Origin of the sequence: Alcanivorax xiamenensis, assembly GCF_009846745.1 — a bacterium.
GTDB classification, from domain to species: domain Bacteria; phylum Pseudomonadota; class Gammaproteobacteria; order Pseudomonadales; family Alcanivoracaceae; genus Alloalcanivorax; species Alloalcanivorax xiamenensis.
This window is the reverse complement of the sequence record NZ_AQPF01000014.1, coordinates 46935-64501: the sequence shown is the minus strand read 5'-3', so window position 1 is coordinate 64501 and position 17567 is coordinate 46935. Positions and strand designations below refer to the sequence as shown.

Below are 17567 nucleotides of genomic sequence, written 5' to 3'. Positions count from 1 at the left end.
CATTGAGAGTTCACTTGTACTAACAAGACATCACCACTGCTTATAAAACGCATTAGACGTGCCAGTTTTCGAAAGCCTGTTCGTATCCGTATGTTTTATAAGGGCAATTTTCTTGTTTGGTGTTTGCGACGGAATCCGGGCGTAAGGTGCGCTTGCCCCTTGCTGGGGCAGGTGCACAGTGATGACGCCAGTTTTCGGGACAAGGCGAGGCGTAACGGTACGACAACTAGAACAAGTTGCTGGCCGCGGCGTGATTCCCGTCGGAGATGTCGGGCCGCCCGCGGACGGGTAGGCGGTATCGTCGAGGTGGACGATGCGAAACAGGGTATGAAAGAGCGAAGGAACAGATCAAAGAATGTTTTTAAATATGGATATCCGTTTTTTCTGTTCACGGCACACTTCGCGGCATGGAAATTGCTGCCTTAAAAGGTATGACCGTTCAGGAGCGCCTCCCATGACAACTCTGGATACCACGCACTTACGCCATCTTCTGCACCATTGGAAAGAACCAATGCAGGGCCAGGATCTAATCAACAGCAAAGCGCTCAGGAACATATCGGTGGACGGTGGCGTCGCGACTTTGAAAGTGTCCCTGGGGTTCCCGGTGGACCGCTATAAAGAAGAAAGCGCGGCGGGCTTGATCGACTATCTGGGTGCTCATGCGAATGCGATGCGGATTGTCGTTGATATGGAATGGCAGGTGCGGCCACATCGTGTCCAGGGCGGCATGGAGCCGTTGCCGGAGGTGCGCAATATCATTGCCGTGGCTTCGGGTAAGGGCGGCGTCGGGAAATCCACCACTACCGCCAATCTGGCGCTGGCCTTGCAGGCGGAAGGCGCGCGGGTCGGCATTCTCGACGCGGACATTTACGGTCCCAGCCAACCGCGCATGATGGGCGTCGATGAGCGGCCGCAAAGTGATGATGGCAAACGAATGACACCGCTGATCGGTCACGGTGTGCAGATCATGTCGGCGGGTTTCATGGTGGAAGAGGATTCGCCGGTGATCTGGCGCGGCTCCATGGTGACCCGGGCACTGACGCAGTTGCTCAAGAATACTCGCTGGCGGGATCTCGATTATCTGCTGGTGGATCTGCCGCCAGGCACTGGCGACGTGCAACTGACACTGGCCCAGCAGATTCCGGTGGCTGGCGCGGTGGTGGTGACCACGCCCCAGGACATTGCCCTGCTGGATGCGCGCAAGGCGTTACGCATGTTCGAGAAGGTGGATATTCCGGTGCTCGGCGTGATCGAGAACATGAGCACTCATGTGTGTAGCCACTGTGGGTATCAGGAACCGATCTTCGGCAGCGGCGGTGGTGGTCGCATGGCGGAGGATTACCAGGTGCCGCTGCTGGGCCAGCTGCCGCTGGACATCGGTATCCGCACCCAGGCCGATGCCGGTCTGCCGTCGATACTGGCTGATCCGGACGGCGCCGTGGCACGGCAATATCGGAATGTGGCCCTGGCCCTGGCCGGCCGGCTGGCCTGCCGGCCACTGGACCACAAAGCCCGCTTCCCGCGCATCGTGGTGGAGAACCGCTGACACGCGACACGCCATTCGCTGCCAAGGCAGCTTCCCACAGGGGGGGTACGAAGCCGCTGTGGGAAGCTTGCTTGCAAGCGAATGCACCAACCTCGGAAGAACGGTATTCGCCAGCAAGCTGGTCTCCCACGGTCGCCGCGTGGCCATCTCTGCATCCATGTCAGCAGGCAGCGCTCAGGACACCTCCGTCACCGGCTTGTGCCTGGCGAACAGCGGTGTCGCCAGCGTCAAGGTGGCGGCGCAGAGCAGGGCGCTGCCGCCGATGATGAAAATCAGAGAGCTGTGCTCGGCGCCGGCGTAAATCGGAGCCATCAGATAGGCCGCCGCCGCTTGTCCGACGGCGAACAGGGCGGTGGCCCGGCCCCAGGCGGTGGCGTGCGCATGGGCGGGTACCAACTCGCCGATGCGGCCCATGGTGGTGGCGACCATGCCAGGGATCAGCGCGCCCACGGTAAAGGACGAAAGCGATACCACCAGGGTGCCTGGTACCAGCATTGGCAGCAGGACCGCCGTTCCCTTTAAGGCCAGAGCGGTGAACAAGGTGCGGTGCCAACCGGCGTGGCGCGCGATGGCGCCGACCAGGAACGGGCCGCTGATGGCGCCGAGAGCCACCAGTCCCCACTGCATCGCCGCTGCCCAGGTGCTGAAATCCCTGTGCCTTTCCAGATAATCCACCCAGAACACGGTATGCGGCACGAAGCCCACGGCATCCAGCAGGTAGGCCAAATAGATGGCGGCCAGCACCAGCCCGACCCGGGCAGGCTGATGGCCCTGTTGCGGAGCGCTCGGCAGGCTTGGCCAGGGGCGCCACACCAGAGCAACGGGTAACAGGGCGATCAGGCCGAGACCCAGCCAGGTCAGTGCCGGCCCTTGTTGTATCAGCAACGGGACCAGGGTGGCGGAGATCAGCACACCGGTGCCGACGCCGGTGAAGACCAGCGCGGTGCCTCTCTTGCGCTTGGATTCCGGTAACTGGCTGGCGATCAGTGAGGGCGCCACCACCATCAGCAGGGCGCCGGTGACACCGGCGACGAAGCGCCAGAGGCTGAACCACCACACGGGCCCCTGCCACATGCTGGCCAGGAAGCTGATCGCGATCAGCAAGGTGGAAAGTTTGATCACCGCGCCCGGGCTGGTACGGCGGGCCAGACGGCTGGCGAGTACCGCGCCGACCAGATAGCCGAGCAGATTGGTGGCGCCGACGAAACCGGCATCACGGGTGCTCAGCCAGCCGGCCTCGATCAGCCCGGGTAACTGCGCGGCGTAGGCGAAACGGCCCAGTCCTATGCCCGCCAGGGTGGTGGCGGCCCCCATCAGGACAAGACGGGCGGGCGAGGCGGAAGTGGTCATGTGCGGCTCCGGTTCTCAGGGCGGTCGTTGGCAGGTGCCCAGTTAAGCAGAGTCCGCCTATCACTAAAAATGATTTATACAGATGCCAGGTATCACTGATCTGAATGCGCGGGGTCAGGCGTGGAGAGCGTCGTCCTGCTGACGCAGATTGATGGCGATCTGCACCAGTTCCGCCAGGGAGTCCGCCGCCATCTTGCTCATCATGTTGGCGCGGTGGCCTTCCACTGTTTTGCGGTTGATGCCGAGTTTATCGGCCACTTCCTGATTGGACAGGCCGTTGACGACTTCCTCGAACACTTGGCGCTCCCGTTTGGTCAGGCCCTCGTAGCGTTGCCGGTGCACCGCCAGTGCCCGCAGTTTGCGGCGATGCTGGCGATCCCGCTCAAGGGCGTTCTGGACATGGTCGATCAGCACCTGATCGTCGAACGGTTTCTCGATAAAGGTCAGGGCGCCATCGGTGAGGGCGGTCACCGCCATGTCGATGCTGCCGTGGGCGGAGATCATGATCACCGGCAGGTCGATGCCGTATTCGGGAAATTTTTTCTGCGCGTTGATACCGCTGAGTTCGGGCATGCGCACGTCCATCACCACGCAGCCGCCGTCGCCAGGCTGGAAACGCTCGAGGAAGGCGAGGGCGGTTTCATGGCAGCGCACCCGCAGCCCCACGGACTCCAGTAGCCATTGCAGGGAGTCACGCACATCGGCGTCGTCGTCGATGATATGAATGGTTTGCGTTGGTTCGCTGTTTGCCATTGGGATCCGGATCAATTCGTCGTGGCCGGCGTGTCATCATCCGCCAGCGCCAGGGTGAAACAAAAACAAGCGCCCCCTTCCTCCACGGCGAGGGGCCACAGTTCGCCGCCAAGGGATTCCACCAGGGAGCGGCTGATTGCCAGGCCCATGCCCAGCCCGTTCTTTTTGGTGGTGAAAAAGCGCTCGAACAGTTTATCCGAGCTGTGTGGCGGCAGGCCAGGGCCCTGATCGCGGACACGGATCTCCAGTTGCTTGCCGTGCCGTTCCGCCTCCAGCCAGACTTTGAGCGGTGCTTGCCCGGCCGGCCTCTGGCAGGCTTCGATGGCATTGACGATCAGGTTGAGCAGAATCTGCTCCAGTTGAATACGGTCCGCCACCACCCGGGCGTCCGTCAGGGTTATGCGGTTTTCCAACACCACATTGTGGCGCTCGGCGTTGGGTTCGCAGAATTGCAGCAAATCATCGACCACCGGCAGCAAGTTCATTGCCTCATGCACCGGGGCTCTTTTGCGGGTGAAATCCATCATCCGGTGGATGATGCCGCCGGCGCGCAGAGCGGTATCCACGGTTTTTTCCAGCGGCACGCGCAGGTCCTGCCAGCGGACCTCGGCCTGATCGCCGAAGCGGCGCTGGATGCCGCGCAGATAATTGACGATGCCGGTGAGTGGCTGGTTCAGCTCGTGGGCCAGGCTCGAAGCCAGCTCTCCCATGGTCACCAGGCGGCTGGCGTGTTCGATGTCCGCCTGATAGGCCTTCAATTGCGCTTCCGCCGCCTTGGCCGCGCTCAGATCCCGGGCCACCAGGGAGAAATACTCCATGTCGCCGTGATAGGAGCGGTGCGCCAGCAATTCCAGGGAAACCGGGATGGTCTGGCCACGACGGTCGCGCATCTCCAGCTCACCGCTCCAGTTACCGTGCCGCAGGGCGGTGGGGAAGGCGGCTTCGCCAAGCAGACGGTAGCCGGCCTCGGTAAACAGTGCCGACAAGTCGGCGGAGGGGGTGGCACTGTCCAGCGACAGAGCCTGGCGGGCGGACTCGTTAAGATGGGTGATGCGGTGATCCAGCGAGGTGAAGATCACCAGATCGCTGGTGCTTTCCAGCACCCGTGCCAGCCGCCGGTTGGTTTGTTCCGCCTCGATGCGGCCGCTGGCGTCCCGGGACACCACCAGGATTTCACGAATCTCGCCGGTGACCGGGTCACGCAAGGTGCGGCTGGTGCTTTCCAGCCAGGTGTAATGGCCGTCCTTGCAACGGAACCGGTAGGTGTGGGTGTACAGGCCGCGCTCGTAGCGAACGCTGGGGGAGCGCCGCTGGAAATTCTCCACATCGTCCGGGTGATAAAGGTCATAGGCGGAGACGCCGACGATTTCCTCGACGCTGTAGCCGAGCAGATGGGTTACCGCTGGTGAGGCATAAATAAAACGCCAGTCTCCGGGGGTATGCCGGGAGATCATGTCGGTGGACTGCTCGGCCATCTCCGCCAGCAGGCGGTTGCGCTCGGCATCGTCGGTGAGCGCGGTGAAGCCCTCTTCCGGTGTCGGTGTGTCCATGGCGCCGTGGTTGGGTTGCTGGCTAAGGAACATAGTGTACCTCGTGCGGTGCCCAACCACCGCCGGCGTGATGCCGACGGTGTTTTCGGGTATCAGCGCAGGAACTTCTGGCTGAAGGTTTTGAATTGCGGGGCCAGGGAGTCACGAACCCACTCGAAGCCCACCATCTCCCGGGTGACCACGCGTACACCTTCGTCGCGCAGGCGTTGCAGGGCGATGTCGGTGTCCAGTGGGTTGCGCGCGGAGATCGCATCGGCCACCACGAACACTGTGTTGCCGGCCTGGTGCAGCCCCAGGGCGGTCTGCATCACACAGACGTGGGCTTCCATGCCACACAGCACGAAGGTCTTGCCGCGGGCTTCCGAGAGCAGCGGTGCGCATTCCGGTGCGTCGGCGCAGGAAAATACCGTTTTGGCGACGGCGGGATTCCCCTCGCCGGCCAGTTCCAGCAGCTGGTCGGTGGTGGGGCCGACGCCTTTCGGGTATTGCTCGGTGAAGCGCACCGGCACGTCCATCAGTTGCGCCACTTCGATCAGCCAGCGGCAGTTTTTCACCAGGGTTTCGTGTTCATGCACGCCGGGCAGCAGACGTTCCTGAACGTCGATGACCAGCAGAGTGGAATCTTGGGCTTTGATCAGCATGGGCGGATCCTTAACTCTTTATGTCTTATTGGGAGGGGCGGCGGTCCACCATATTGGTGGCCACGCCCTGGGCTACGATCTTGTCCTTGACGCGGCAGACGGTTTCCAGCTTCACCCGGCGCCGTTTTTCGTCGATCTCCAGAACGGTGGCGGTGGCCACCACGGTATCGCCGATGTGCACCGGCGCCTTGAAGGACAGTTGCTGGTCCACATAGATGGCGCCTGGGCCGGGCAGGCGGGTGCCGAGCACGGCGGAGATCAGGCCGGCGCTGAACATGCCGTGCACGATGCGTTGGCCGAACTGGGTGCCGGCGGCGTAGTCCGCGTTCAGGTGCACCGGATTATCGTCACCGGTGATGCCGGCGAACAGTACCACGTCGGCCTCGGTAATGGTCTTGGCGTAGCTGGCGCTGAGGCCGACTTTCAGGTCTTCCAGGTAGTAACCGTGCAGTTCGTCCATCGGGATTCCTTGTTTTACGTAGTGACTCTTTATGTCGTGGCTTTGGTTTGTTCACAAGGCGTGAAGCCATCCAATTAAAGCCAGTGACTGAAAAGTGTAGTGGTTTACACTTTTAAATCCAAGTAGAAATACTTGGTTTTGAAATCCGCCTTTGCTAGTCTCTTGGCCGTCGGTGTCGAACCAGCGTGGTGCGACCTGGTGGGAGAGAACAATGATGCAGGATCAGAATGACGGTCTTTGGGAGAAGGCCATCCGCAGATTGGTGCCGCTCGGACTGGAGGCCTGGAACGAGCGCCGGTTGCTGGACGGCAAGCTGACACTGACCCCGGACCTCAACGGTGGTGACGTGGAGCGCCTGATCAAGTGGATCGACGCTTGTCTGGCGGACGACGGAGGGCAAGTGGCGGCCCGCGACCGGGCGGTGACCCTGGCGCGTGAATTCAAGGCATTGAATCGCGACGGCCGTGCCCGTTTCCTGATGTTGCTGGCGGAACAGTACGCGGTGGATGAGGCGCGGGTGGAGCGGGCCATGGAGCAATGGCGCGCGGCCGGCAATGAGGGGCGCATGCAGGCCGCCTTGGCTTTGCGTGATGCTCTGGAGCCGCCGCGCATGACCCTGCTGACCCGCTTCAACGGCGTGCCGGAGGGGGTCAAGTTCCTGGTGGATCTGCGTGCGGAACTGTTGTCGTTGCGCAAGGAATACCCTCAACTGGCGCCGCTGGAAGCGGATCTTAAGCGGCTGCTCGGCGCCTGGTTCGATGTCGGGCTGCTGCAACTGGAGCAGATCAGTTGGCAGAGCAGCGCCGAGTTACTGGAAAAACTGATCGCCTATGAGGCGGTGCACGCGATTCGGGACTGGAACGATCTGAAGAACCGTTTGCGCCCGGACCGCCGCTGCTTCGCGTTTTTCCATCCGAACATGCCCAACGAGCCGTTGATTTTTGTCGAGGTGGCGCTGGTGGAAGGCATGGCCGGCAGCATTCAGGCGGTACTGGATGAGGACGCGCCGGTGCTGGATGCCCGGCGGGCGGACACCGCCATTTTCTACTCCATTTCCAATGCCCAGGCCGGCCTGGCCGGAATCAGTTTCGGCAACTTCCTGATCAAACGGGTGGTGAAACTGCTGCGCCAGGAACTGCCGCAGTTGAAACAATTCGCCACGTTGTCGCCGATCCCGGGATTCAGCCGCTGGCTGGAGCGACTCCCCGACGATGTTCTGGCCGGATTGCCCGGTGGCACGGTTTGGCGGGACACCGGCAGTGCCGGGGCGCTGTTGGATCCGGAACGGCTGGATCCGTTGCGGGCCGAGGCATTACAGCGGCTGATGGCCTGGTACCTGTGCCGGGAGCAACGCAATGGTCGATACGCCCTGGATCCGGTGGCGCACTTTCATCTCAGTAATGGCGCTCAGGTGGCGCGTCTGAACTGGGCCGCGGACCTGTCGGAAAAGGGCCGGCGCCAGTCCGCCGGCATGATGGTGAATTACCGATACGAGCTGCCGCGCATTGAAACGCGCAGCCAGAGCTACACCGTCGACGGGGCCGTGGCCACGTCGGCATCCATGAAAAAACTGTTGAAGGCTTAATAATATGAGCGAAAAACGATTGGCGGTGGTGACCGGCGCCACCGGCGGCTTGGGCGTGGCCATGTGTCAGGCTCTGTGTGATCAGGGCCGCACCGTGGTGGGGACCTACTATCCGGACCCGCAACAGGAACAACAGGCGCGGCAATGGCAGGAAAGCATGGAGCAGCAGGGCTATTCCGTGCACGTGCGTCCCCTGGATGTCACCGACTATGACGCCTGCGCCGTCTTCGCCGCTGATGTGGAAGCGGAGCTCGGTCCCATCGATGTGCTGGTGAATAACGCCGGCATCACCAGGGACGCGCCGATCAAGCGCATGGAGCCGCACTTCTGGCAGGATGTGATCAATACCAATCTGACCTCCATGTACAATCTGTGCCGGGCGGTGTTCGACGGCATGTGCCAGCGCGGTTTCGGCCGTATCGTCAATATCTCTTCCCTGAACGGTGAGAAAGGCCAGTTTGGGCAGTGTAACTATGCCGCCGCCAAGGCCGGTGTTTATGGGTTCACCCGCTCCATCGCCCAGGAAGGCGCGCGCAAGGGGGTGACCGTCAATGCTGTCTCCCCGGGTTATATCGACACGCCGATGGTGCGGCAGGTGCCGGAGAACATTCTTGAAGGTATCATCGCCGGTATCCCGGTAGGCCGTTTGGGCCAGCCGGAGGACATCGCCCGGGCGGTGGCGTTCCTGACCGCGGAGGAAGCGGGTTTCATCACCGGTACAAACTTGTCGGTAAACGGCGGCCAGTACATGAGCTAGGCTTCCGGCGGGCGCCGGCCTGGCTGATTGCCGGCGCCGCATTAGCCGTTTTATCCATTTTTGCCGCGAACAACAAAACAGAGGATGCCCCATGCCGGAATACAAAGCGCCGTTGCAGGACATGGCCTTCGTGCTTGGCGAATTGACCGATATCGATGGCCTGGCGGCACTGCCGCCGTTTACTGAAGTGTCCCGTGACCTGGCCGAAGCTGTGTTGGATGAGGCCGGCAAACTGGCTTCGTCGGTGATCGCACCGCTCAACGCCGAGGGCGATCGCCATGGCGTGCGTCTGGAAGCGGATGGCGTGGTCGCCGCTCCCGGCTTTCGCGACGCCTATCAGCGTTATGTGGACGGCGGTTGGGGCAGTCTGCAGTTCGATCCCGAGTACGGTGGCCAGGGGCTGCCGTTCTCGCTGGCGGTGGCGGTGCAGGAGATGTGGCACGCCGCCAATATGTCCTGGGGGCTGTGTCCGCTGTTGTCCCAGGGCGCGGTGGAAGCGATCGCCGCCAACGCCGATGACACGCTCAAAGCCGGCTATCTGCCGTCCATGGTCAGCGGTGCCTGGAGTGGCACCATGAATCTGACCGAGCCGCAGGCCGGTTCCGACCTGGCGGCGGTGAAGGCGCGGGCGGTGCCGGAAGACGATCATTACCGCATCACCGGGCAGAAAATTTTTATCACCTGGGGCGATCACGACATGGCCGACAACATCGTCCATCTGGTGCTGGCCCGTTTGCCCGATGCGCCGGAGGGGGTGAAGGGCATCTCCCTGTTCCTGGTGCCCAAGTATTTGCTCAACGAGGACGGCTCCCCGGGCGAACGCAATGATTGCCGGGCCATCTCGCTGGAACACAAGATCGGCATTCACGCCAGCCCCACCTGCGTCATGAGCTACGGCGACAATGGCGGCGCCATCGGTTACCTGGTCGGCAAGCCCAATCAGGGACTGGCCTGTATGTTCACGATGATGAACAACGCCCGTCTCACGGTGGGACTGCAGGGCGTGGCCGTCGCTGAACGGGCCTGTCAGCAGGCGCGTGAATATTGCCGCGAAAGAGTACAGGGCGTGGCTCCCGGACAGCGTGAGGCGGGGCCGATCATCGGCCATCCGGATGTGCGCCGTATGCTGATGACCATGAATGCGCTCACCGAGGCGGGGCGCGCGCTGGCCTACGTGGGCTGCGCCGAAGTGGATCGGGTGCACGGTGAAAGCGATCCGCAACGCCGGGCCCGCCATCAGCGGCGCCTGGATTTGCTCACGCCGCTGGTGAAAGGCTGGTGCACGGAGATGGCCCAGGAAGTCACGTCCCTGAACGTGCAGTGTCATGGCGGTATGGGGTTCATCGAGGAAACCGGTGCCGGGCAGTTGTTCCGGGATGCGCGCATCCTGCCGATCTACGAAGGCACCAACGGCATTCAGGCGATGGACCTGGTGGGGCGCAAGACCTTGCGTGACCGCGGCGCCGCCATGTTCGAGATGCTGGAAGAGATCGACGCGTTCCTGGCCGAGCCGCGTCTGGATAGCGTGCTGGGCCGCGAACGCAAAGCGCTGTTGGCGGATGCGGTGGTGGCGGTTTCCGACGCCACGGAATTCTTGCTGGGCGCCAGTGACAGCGCCACGCTGCCCGGTGCTATCGCGTTCCACTATCTGATGTTGAGCGCCACCGTGGTGGCCGCCTGGCAGATGGCCCGCGCGGCGCTGAGCGTGGCGGAAGACGATTCCCCGTTCGCTCGCCGCAAGCGGCATCATGTTCACTTTTACCTCGAGCAGATATTACCCCGTTATCTGCATCACGCCCGGGCTTTGCGTTTCGGTGACGATACATTGATGGCGCTGCCCGAAGAGCTGCTGTAACCCGCAGGAGAAAACCATGTACATCAACGGTGAATGGATCAACAAGGACAACACCTTCGCGGTGTTCAACCCCGCCACCAACGAGCAGATCGGTACCGTCGCCGACGCTGACGACGCTGATATCTCGGCGGCCATCGAAGCGGCCAATACCGCCTTCGCGTCCTGGTCCGCCACCACCGCCTATGAACGGGCGGCGCTGTTGTACAAGGCCCACGGGCTGATGCTGGCGCGCAAACGGGAGCTGGCGGAATTGATGACCCGCGAGCAGGGCAAACCCCTCAAGGCGGCGCTCAACGAAGTGGGTTATGGCGCTGATTTTCTACTGTGGTTCGCCGAGGAAGCCAAGCGCATGTACGGCGAAACCATCCCGTCCGCCCGCGCCAACCAGCGCTTCTGGGTGCGGCAGCATCCGGTGGGCGTGGTCGGCGCGATCACGCCGTGGAATTATCCGATTTCGATGATCACCCGCAAACTGGCGCCGGCGGTGGCGGCGGGTTGCACCATCGTGTTGAAACCGGCGGAAGCGACACCGCTGTGCGCCCAGGCCATGTTCGAGATTTTCCATGAGGCCGGCTTCCCGCCGGGGGTGGTGAATCTGATCACCAAGCAGGATCCGAAGCCGGTGGGTGAGGCGTTCTGCACCCACCCATTGGTGAAGAAAATCACCTTTACCGGCTCCACGCCGGTGGGCAAATATCTGTCCGGGCTGGCCGGCGGTCATCTCAAGCGGGTTTCCATGGAGCTGGGCGGTCATGCCCCGGCGATCGTCTTCAATGACATGGATCCGGTGCATGCGGCCAAAGGGTTGTCTCTGGTGAAATTCCTCAACACCGGCCAGGCCTGCATCAGTCCCAATCGCATCTTCGTTCAGCGTGACATCATCGAGCCGTTCCTGGCGGAGATGAGTAACCGCATCGCCAGGTTGAAGGCCGGCAACGGCATGGAAGAGGGCATCAGCATTGGCCCGTTGATCAATCAGGCGGCCATCGACAAGGTGGCCGGACAGGTGGACGACGCGGTGGCCAAGGGCGCCCGCCTGATGCAGGGCGGCGAGCGTCTGTTCGCCGGTGAGGCGGACCGCGGCCATTTCTATGCGCCGACCCTGTTGGCGGACGTGACCCCGGACATGCGCATTTACCGGGAGGAGACGTTCGGCCCGGTGGCGCCGGTGATTCCCTTCGACGACGAAGAGGAAGTGCTGGCCATGGCCAACGACACCCATTACGGGCTGGCGGCCTACGTGTACACCGAGAAGCTGTCCCGGGCGATTCGCATGTTCGAAGGTCTGCGGTTCGGCATCATCGGCATCAATGACATCAATCCCACCAGCGCGGCGGCGCCATTCGGTGGTATGAACGAAAGCGGTCTGGGGCGCGAGGGGGCCCGGGAAGGCTTGCTGGAATATCTGGAAACCAAACTCGGTGGCGTGGCGGTCTGACCGCCGGGCAGCCCCGGCTCCGTTGAAAGGCCCGCTTTAGCGGGCCTTTTTATTTTGGGTGTTTTCACTTGATTAAAAAGGTATATATACCTAGTATTCAGGGGAAAACCCCTGATTCAAAAAAACGGCATTACCGCCGCATCGATAACGCCAATAAAACCGGATAACGGAGAACAACATGAGTCTGCGAAAGAGAGCGGACGGAGGCGAGCAGCCTTCGGCGCTGGGTTTCCTGAAGCTGCGCATCCCCTTTGTCCACTACAAACTGGAATTGCCCGACATTCTGCAGGGCGCGATTCTGTGTGTGGTGCCGCTGAGTATTTCCGGCCTGATGACATCGGTGCTGGGTATTCCTTTCGAGATTGCCGTGGCTTTCGTGGTGATCAACAACTTCCTGTTCATGCTGCACGGCCATTTCGGTGATCCGGCGGTGTCCGGCTGGATTACCGCCGGCATTCCCTTGTACGTGGCTTTTCTATCCGGCTACCCGGAAGGGGACGCGCGCATTCTCGCCCTGGTGGCGTTGCAGTTAACGGTGGCGGCGGTGTTTTTCGCCATGGGCCTGTTCAAGGGGGCGGATGTGCTGGTGCGCAAGATGCCCATGTCATTGAAGGCGGGGATTCTGATCGGCGCCGGCTTTTCCGCGGTGATGACCGAGTTCTCCGACACCGGCCGGGTCTGGTCCATGCCGATCACCATTCTGCTCGGGGCCACGCTCGGGTTCTTCATGCTGTTCTCCAGAACGGCGGCGCCGCTGCGTGAGCGCTACCCGATGTTTCGCTTCATTGCCCAGTACGGTATCGCCGTGCCGTTCCTGATTGCGTACGCGTTCGGCATCCTGATTGGCGAGGTGCGGGCACCGAGTCTGCAATGGGGTTGGGTCTCGCTGCCATTTGGCGAAATGCTTGAGAGCTATACCGTATTCGGCCTCGGCTGGCCTTCTTATCAGTATTTCCTGGATGCCCTGCCGCTGGCGCTGGCCGCCTATGTGATCGCGTTCGGGGATGTACTGGTGATCGACTCTCTGTTTAAAAACGCGGACAAGGTACGCAAGGATGAGAAGCTGGTATTCAGCCCGCGCCGCAACAGCATCATCGCCGGTATCCGTAATCTGTTTCACGGGCTGTGCGCGCCTTTCATCAGTCTGTCCGGGCCGTCCTGGACCGGTGGCCAGGCACTGGTGGTCAATCGCTATATGAATAACGACCGCAAGGCCATGGACAGCTATTGGGGCGGTGCCAACAGCATCTATTGGGGTATGAGCATCGCGCTTCTGCTGCTGCCGGTGGTGTCGCTGTTCAAGCCGGGTTTGAACATCGGCCTGGCGCTGACCTTACTGATCCAGGGTTATCTGTGCGGCTACCTGGCGGTGGAGATGCTCGGCAAGGGCACCAACCTGCAACGCGGTGTGGCGGTGATCGTCGGTGCCATTCTGGCCACCAAGGGCGCCGCCTGGGGGCTGGGCGCCGGTCTGGTTCTGTGGCTGGTGCTGGAGCGTGACTGGCTGGCTGGCGAAAGCCGCGCCACCGCCGGTGCCGCCGAGCCCGCCAGCTCTGAATAGACCGGATTGTTTCGCGAAAACAACAAAGTGACACCGTAACCCGGCGCCCCGTGATCGGCATGGGGCGCCCTTGATTCAGGAGATTCCGATCATGTCCAGCTCGCTTGCTTTCGATGCGGACCTGACGCCCAACGCCGCCAATTTCTCGGCGCTGACACCGCTCACTTTTCTGGCCCGTACCGCGCTGGCGCATCCCTATCGCACCGCGGTGATTCATGGTCCGGTGCGGCGCACCTGGGGCGAGACTCATCAACGCTGTTTGCGGTTGGCCTCCGCGCTGCGGGCCATGGGGGTGGGGCCCGGTGATACCGTGGCGGCATTGCTACCCAATGTACCGGAAATGCTGGAGCTGCATTTCGCCGTGCCGATGCTGGGCGCGGTACTCAACACCCAGAACACCCGCCTGGACGCGGCGTCCATGGCGTTCATGCTGGATCACGGGCAGGCCAAGGTGTTCTTCACCGACCCTGAATTCCATGAGCGAAGCCGGGAGGCGTTGTCCTGCTGCTCGGTTTCGCCTCTGGTGGTGGATGTGGAGGATCCGACTTTCGAAGGCGGGGAGCGGGTCGGAGAACTGACTTTTGACGAACTGCTGGCTCGTGGGCGTGACGACTTTACCTGGCAGGCGCCGGCGGATGAATGGCAGGCGATCACGTTGAACTACACCTCCGGCACCACTGGCGACCCCAAGGGCGTGGTCTACCATCACCGTGGTGCCTACCTGAATGCCCTGAGCAACATTATTGGGCTGGGGTTGCCCCAGGGCGCGGCGTATCTGTGGACGCTGCCCATGTTTCACTGCAACGGCTGGTGTTTTCCCTGGGCGGTGACCGCCGTGGCCGGTACCCACGTGTGTCTTCGCCAGCCCCACCCGGAGCCGATTTTTCGTGCCATCAGCGAGCACAAGGTGACCCATTTCTGCGCCGCCCCGGTGGTGCTGAACATGATGATCAACGCGCCGGAAGAGCAGCGTCGGCCCTTCGATCACACCGTGACCGTGGCCACCGGCGGTGCCGCGCCACCGGCCGCCACCATCGCCGCCATGGAAAACCTGGGGATCAACATTGTCCATTTGTATGGTCTCACCGAAACCTACGGCCCCAGCCTGGTGTGTGAATTCCAGGACCCGTGGGCGGCGCTGTCCCTGGAAGACAAGGCCGACAAGGTGGCGCGGCAGGGGATTCTGTCGCTGTCGATGACCGACATGATGGTGGCCGATCCGGAGACGATGACACCGGTACCCCGCAACGGCGTCAGCCTGGGTGAGCTGTTCGTGCGCGGGCACAGCGTCATGAAAGGCTATCTGAACAACCCCGGAGGCACTGAAAAAGCCTTCGCCGGCGGCTGGTTCCATACCGGTGACCTGGGAGTGTGGCATGAGGACGGTTACGTGGAGATCAAGGACCGCTCCAAGGACATTATCATCTCCGGTGGCGAGAACATTTCCACCCTGGAAGTGGAGAGCGTGCTGTACGCCCACCCCGCGGTGCTGGAAGCTGCGGTGGTGGCCGGCCCTGATCCGCATTGGGGAGAAATTCCCTGTGCCTTCATCGCCTTGAAGAGCGGGCTTTCGGTCAGCGAGGAAGACATCGTCAGCCATTGTCGGGAGGGTCTGGCGGGCTTCAAGTGCCCCAAAAAGGTGTTCTTCGTCGACGAGTTGCCGAAAACCTCCACCGGAAAATTCCAGAAACACGTGTTGCGCGAGCAACTCAGCGCCTGATTTTCCCTGCGTTCTTCCGGGGGCTCCCCCCGGAAGTTTTTTCTATTCGGGATCCCCCGGTCAGGTCATGAAAGCACTGACTTCCAACGCCTCTCTTTAAAGAACCCTGTCAGTCCGAAATCTGCCCGTTAGCACTTACCCATCCCCAATTTGGGGGATGTGGATTTTTTTCAGCATGGCTACCTTGCTTTGGGCTAATGGAGGACAAGGCGATAAACGCTGCCATTGGTGGAACTAGAATGAGGGACGGGGAATGATGACAAAGAGCTGGTTCATACGGAGTGCGTTGGCGATGGGGGTTGCGGCGGTACTGTCCGCCTGTGGTGGTGGGGGAAGCAGCAATCCGCCGGCCAGTGATACCGGGGGCTCAGGGATGAAAATGTCCGGGGCTGCGGTGAAGGGGCCGCTGGCCAATGCGCCTGTCATGGCCTATCGAATTGATGTGGCCGTGGGAAATTTACAGGGCGCCAGCGTCGGCGAAACGCGCACCAGTCAGCAGGCGGCCATCGACGGTTTGACACTGAAACCAGTGGAGGCTCCTTTTCTTCTGGTGATCACCGTTGACGGCGAAACCACGGACCTGTCCACCGATGACGGCAGTGCCGCCATGCAGACACTGAAAACAATAGTGACTCAATCGCAATTAAGCGGAAATCAGCCGGTTTATGCCACACCGATGACTACCATGGTGGTTGAGCTTCTGAGCGAGAAAGAGCTCACTACGGAAAACTTCGATAGCGAACTGGTTGCCGCTCAGGCGCAAGTCGCCACGGCGCTGGGATTTGGTATCGACCCTACTCTGAATCTGTTTGAAACACCCCCTCTTTATGTATCGGGTATGGAGGAAGCGGATTATTCCTCTGTCGTGAAATACCGCATGGCGAATGAGGCCTTGGTCGCGGTTGCCACGGGAATTGGAAGTAGAACAAGTACGCCGGCGTCCTCCGATGCGGTCATCGCCATGTTGGCGGAGGACGTCAGTGATGGTGTTGTGGATGGGGAGGCGGGTGGTGTCGCCATCTCCGGGTTTTCCGGTACCAACGTGGTGGATGATCTGAGCCAGGACCTGAGCATGGTTAAGGTGCCTGGTACCGATACTTTTATCAGTGACCTGGAAGATTTGCTGGCATCAGAAACAGAACAAACCGGAGTAGAGGTGAATCCTCCCGAGGATCTGGATGAAACCGTGGAAAACCCGGATCTGGAAGTGGATAGCGATCTGGATGGCCACCTTGACAGCGCGGACAACTGTCCTTCCGTCGCCAATCCGGACCAGGCGGATGAGGATGCCGATGGTACAGGCGATGCCTGTGACCAGGACAGGGACAACGATGAAATCCTGGACCATGAAGACAACTGCCTGGAAACGCCGAATTTCAACCAGGAAGATGGCGATAACGATGGTATCGGAAATGCCTGTGACCTGGACGCCGACAACGATGGCATTGTGGACGCCGAAGATAATTGCCCGGCAATCCCCAATGCCAGTCAGTTGGACACCGACAGCGATGGCCAGGGTGATGTGTGTGACAGCGACGATGATGGGGACGGTGTTGCCGACACCTCAGACAACTGCCGCCTGACCCCCAATGCCAGTCAGATCGACGACAACAGCAATGGCACGGGGGATGCCTGTGAGCAGGATACCGATGAGGACGGCGTGATCGATGACCTGGATAACGCGCCCAATGACCCGAACCCGGGCCAGGAAGATTTTGACAATGATGGCGTAGGGGATGTGGCCGATGACGACATCGATGGTGACGGCCTGGCCAACGCTCAGGATCCGAACGATTTTGACCCTGATTCGGATGATGACGGGATTGAGGATGGTATTGATCCGGCTCCTTCCAATAGCACCACCACGCTGAACCTGACAATTACCGAGACACTGTCAGCCTATACACCAGGTGAAGAGCTGACTTACTACCACGACCCGGAAAATGACCCCACCAACCGGGCCATTATGCAGTGCCATATTGATGGTCAGATTGGTGATTCCGAGAGCTTTGGTGAAACATGGCGCCTTTATGCTGACAGTGGAAATTTCACTATCGATGGTGAAAGCGCAGGGAGCTACGACAAGGCTGATCGTTCTATTTCCACCAGCGGCGCGGACCCAAAGGAAGTGATTTACCAAGGGTGCAATGGTGTTGGCGACTGCGTTACCCAGTGGGCCGAAGTGGAGTTTGACTGGAATGCAACCTATAACCCAGGCGAATCCCCCAAGATCACAGGCTCGATTGATGTCACCGAAACCTGGACGTGGGATCTCAACAGCGAAGAAAGTGTTTGCCATTACACCCTGAACTTTACGGCAGACTAAGGAAGCCAATAACCCACCGTCATCC

The 17567-nt window shown here is 61.1% G+C and carries 13 protein-coding genes; 8 read left to right on the top strand and 5 right to left on the bottom strand.

Annotated features, from left to right (window positions below; genetic code table 11):
* Positions 1-454 precede the first annotated feature (454 nt).
* Positions 455-1546, top strand: coding sequence for an iron-sulfur cluster carrier protein ApbC (apbC, locus tag A6D6_RS10870; protein ID WP_133489973.1), 1092 nt, complete (start codon positions 455-457; stop codon positions 1544-1546).
* 174 nt (positions 1547-1720) lie between these two features.
* Here the strand turns inward: apbC and A6D6_RS10865 are convergent, their stop codons facing one another.
* The 5 genes from A6D6_RS10865 to A6D6_RS10845 form a co-directional block, all read right to left on the bottom strand.
* On the bottom strand, positions 1721-2896 hold the full coding sequence (locus A6D6_RS10865) for a YbfB/YjiJ family MFS transporter (protein WP_159660746.1): 1176 nt from the start codon (positions 2894-2896) through the stop codon (positions 1721-1723).
* A 114-nt stretch (positions 2897-3010) separates the two neighbouring features.
* Positions 3011-3649: a response regulator transcription factor gene (locus tag A6D6_RS10860; protein WP_159660745.1), complete on the bottom strand. Its 639-nt coding sequence runs from the start codon at positions 3647-3649 to the stop codon at positions 3011-3013.
* A gap of 11 nt (positions 3650-3660) precedes the next feature.
* Complete coding sequence (locus A6D6_RS10855) at positions 3661-5232, bottom strand: PAS domain-containing sensor histidine kinase (protein WP_236564075.1); 1572 nt, start codon at positions 5230-5232, stop codon at positions 3661-3663.
* Between the two features lie 59 nt (positions 5233-5291).
* Positions 5292-5840: an isochorismatase family protein gene (locus A6D6_RS10850; protein ID WP_133489976.1), complete on the bottom strand. Its 549-nt coding sequence runs from the start codon at positions 5838-5840 to the stop codon at positions 5292-5294.
* Positions 5841-5865: 25 nt separating this feature from the next.
* Positions 5866-6300: a MaoC family dehydratase gene (locus A6D6_RS10845; RefSeq protein WP_133489977.1), complete on the bottom strand. Its 435-nt coding sequence runs from the start codon at positions 6298-6300 to the stop codon at positions 5866-5868.
* Between the two features lie 211 nt (positions 6301-6511).
* On the opposite strand from A6D6_RS10845, the gene A6D6_RS10840 reads away from it, so the two are divergent.
* The 7 genes from A6D6_RS10840 (at position 6512) to A6D6_RS10810 (ending at position 17542) form a co-directional block, all read left to right on the top strand.
* The gene (locus A6D6_RS10840; RefSeq protein WP_159660744.1) at positions 6512-7885 is read left to right on the top strand and encodes a malonyl-CoA decarboxylase; all 1374 of its coding nucleotides are present in this window, start codon (positions 6512-6514) and stop codon (positions 7883-7885) included.
* Positions 7886-7889: 4 nt separating this feature from the next.
* Complete coding sequence (phbB, locus tag A6D6_RS10835) at positions 7890-8642, top strand: acetoacetyl-CoA reductase (RefSeq protein ID WP_133489979.1); 753 nt, start codon at positions 7890-7892, stop codon at positions 8640-8642.
* 91 nt (positions 8643-8733) lie between these two features.
* Positions 8734-10497, top strand: coding sequence for an acyl-CoA dehydrogenase (locus A6D6_RS10830; protein ID WP_159660743.1), 1764 nt, complete (start codon positions 8734-8736; stop codon positions 10495-10497).
* A 16-nt stretch (positions 10498-10513) separates the two neighbouring features.
* Positions 10514-11935, top strand: a complete 1422-nt coding sequence (locus A6D6_RS10825; RefSeq protein ID WP_159660742.1) for an NAD-dependent succinate-semialdehyde dehydrogenase — start codon at positions 10514-10516, stop codon at positions 11933-11935.
* 178 nt (positions 11936-12113) lie between these two features.
* On the top strand, positions 12114-13496 hold the full coding sequence (locus A6D6_RS10820; RefSeq protein ID WP_159660741.1) for a hypothetical protein: 1383 nt from the start codon (positions 12114-12116) through the stop codon (positions 13494-13496).
* Positions 13497-13587: 91 nt separating this feature from the next.
* Positions 13588-15216 (top strand): acyl-CoA synthetase, encoded by a 1629-nt coding sequence (locus A6D6_RS10815; RefSeq protein ID WP_159660740.1) that lies wholly within the window; start codon positions 13588-13590, stop codon positions 15214-15216.
* A gap of 253 nt (positions 15217-15469) precedes the next feature.
* Entirely contained in the window at positions 15470-17542 is a 2073-nt protein-coding gene (locus A6D6_RS10810) for a thrombospondin type 3 repeat-containing protein (protein ID WP_159660739.1), read from the top strand.
* The last annotated feature ends 25 nt before the right edge of the window (positions 17543-17567 follow it).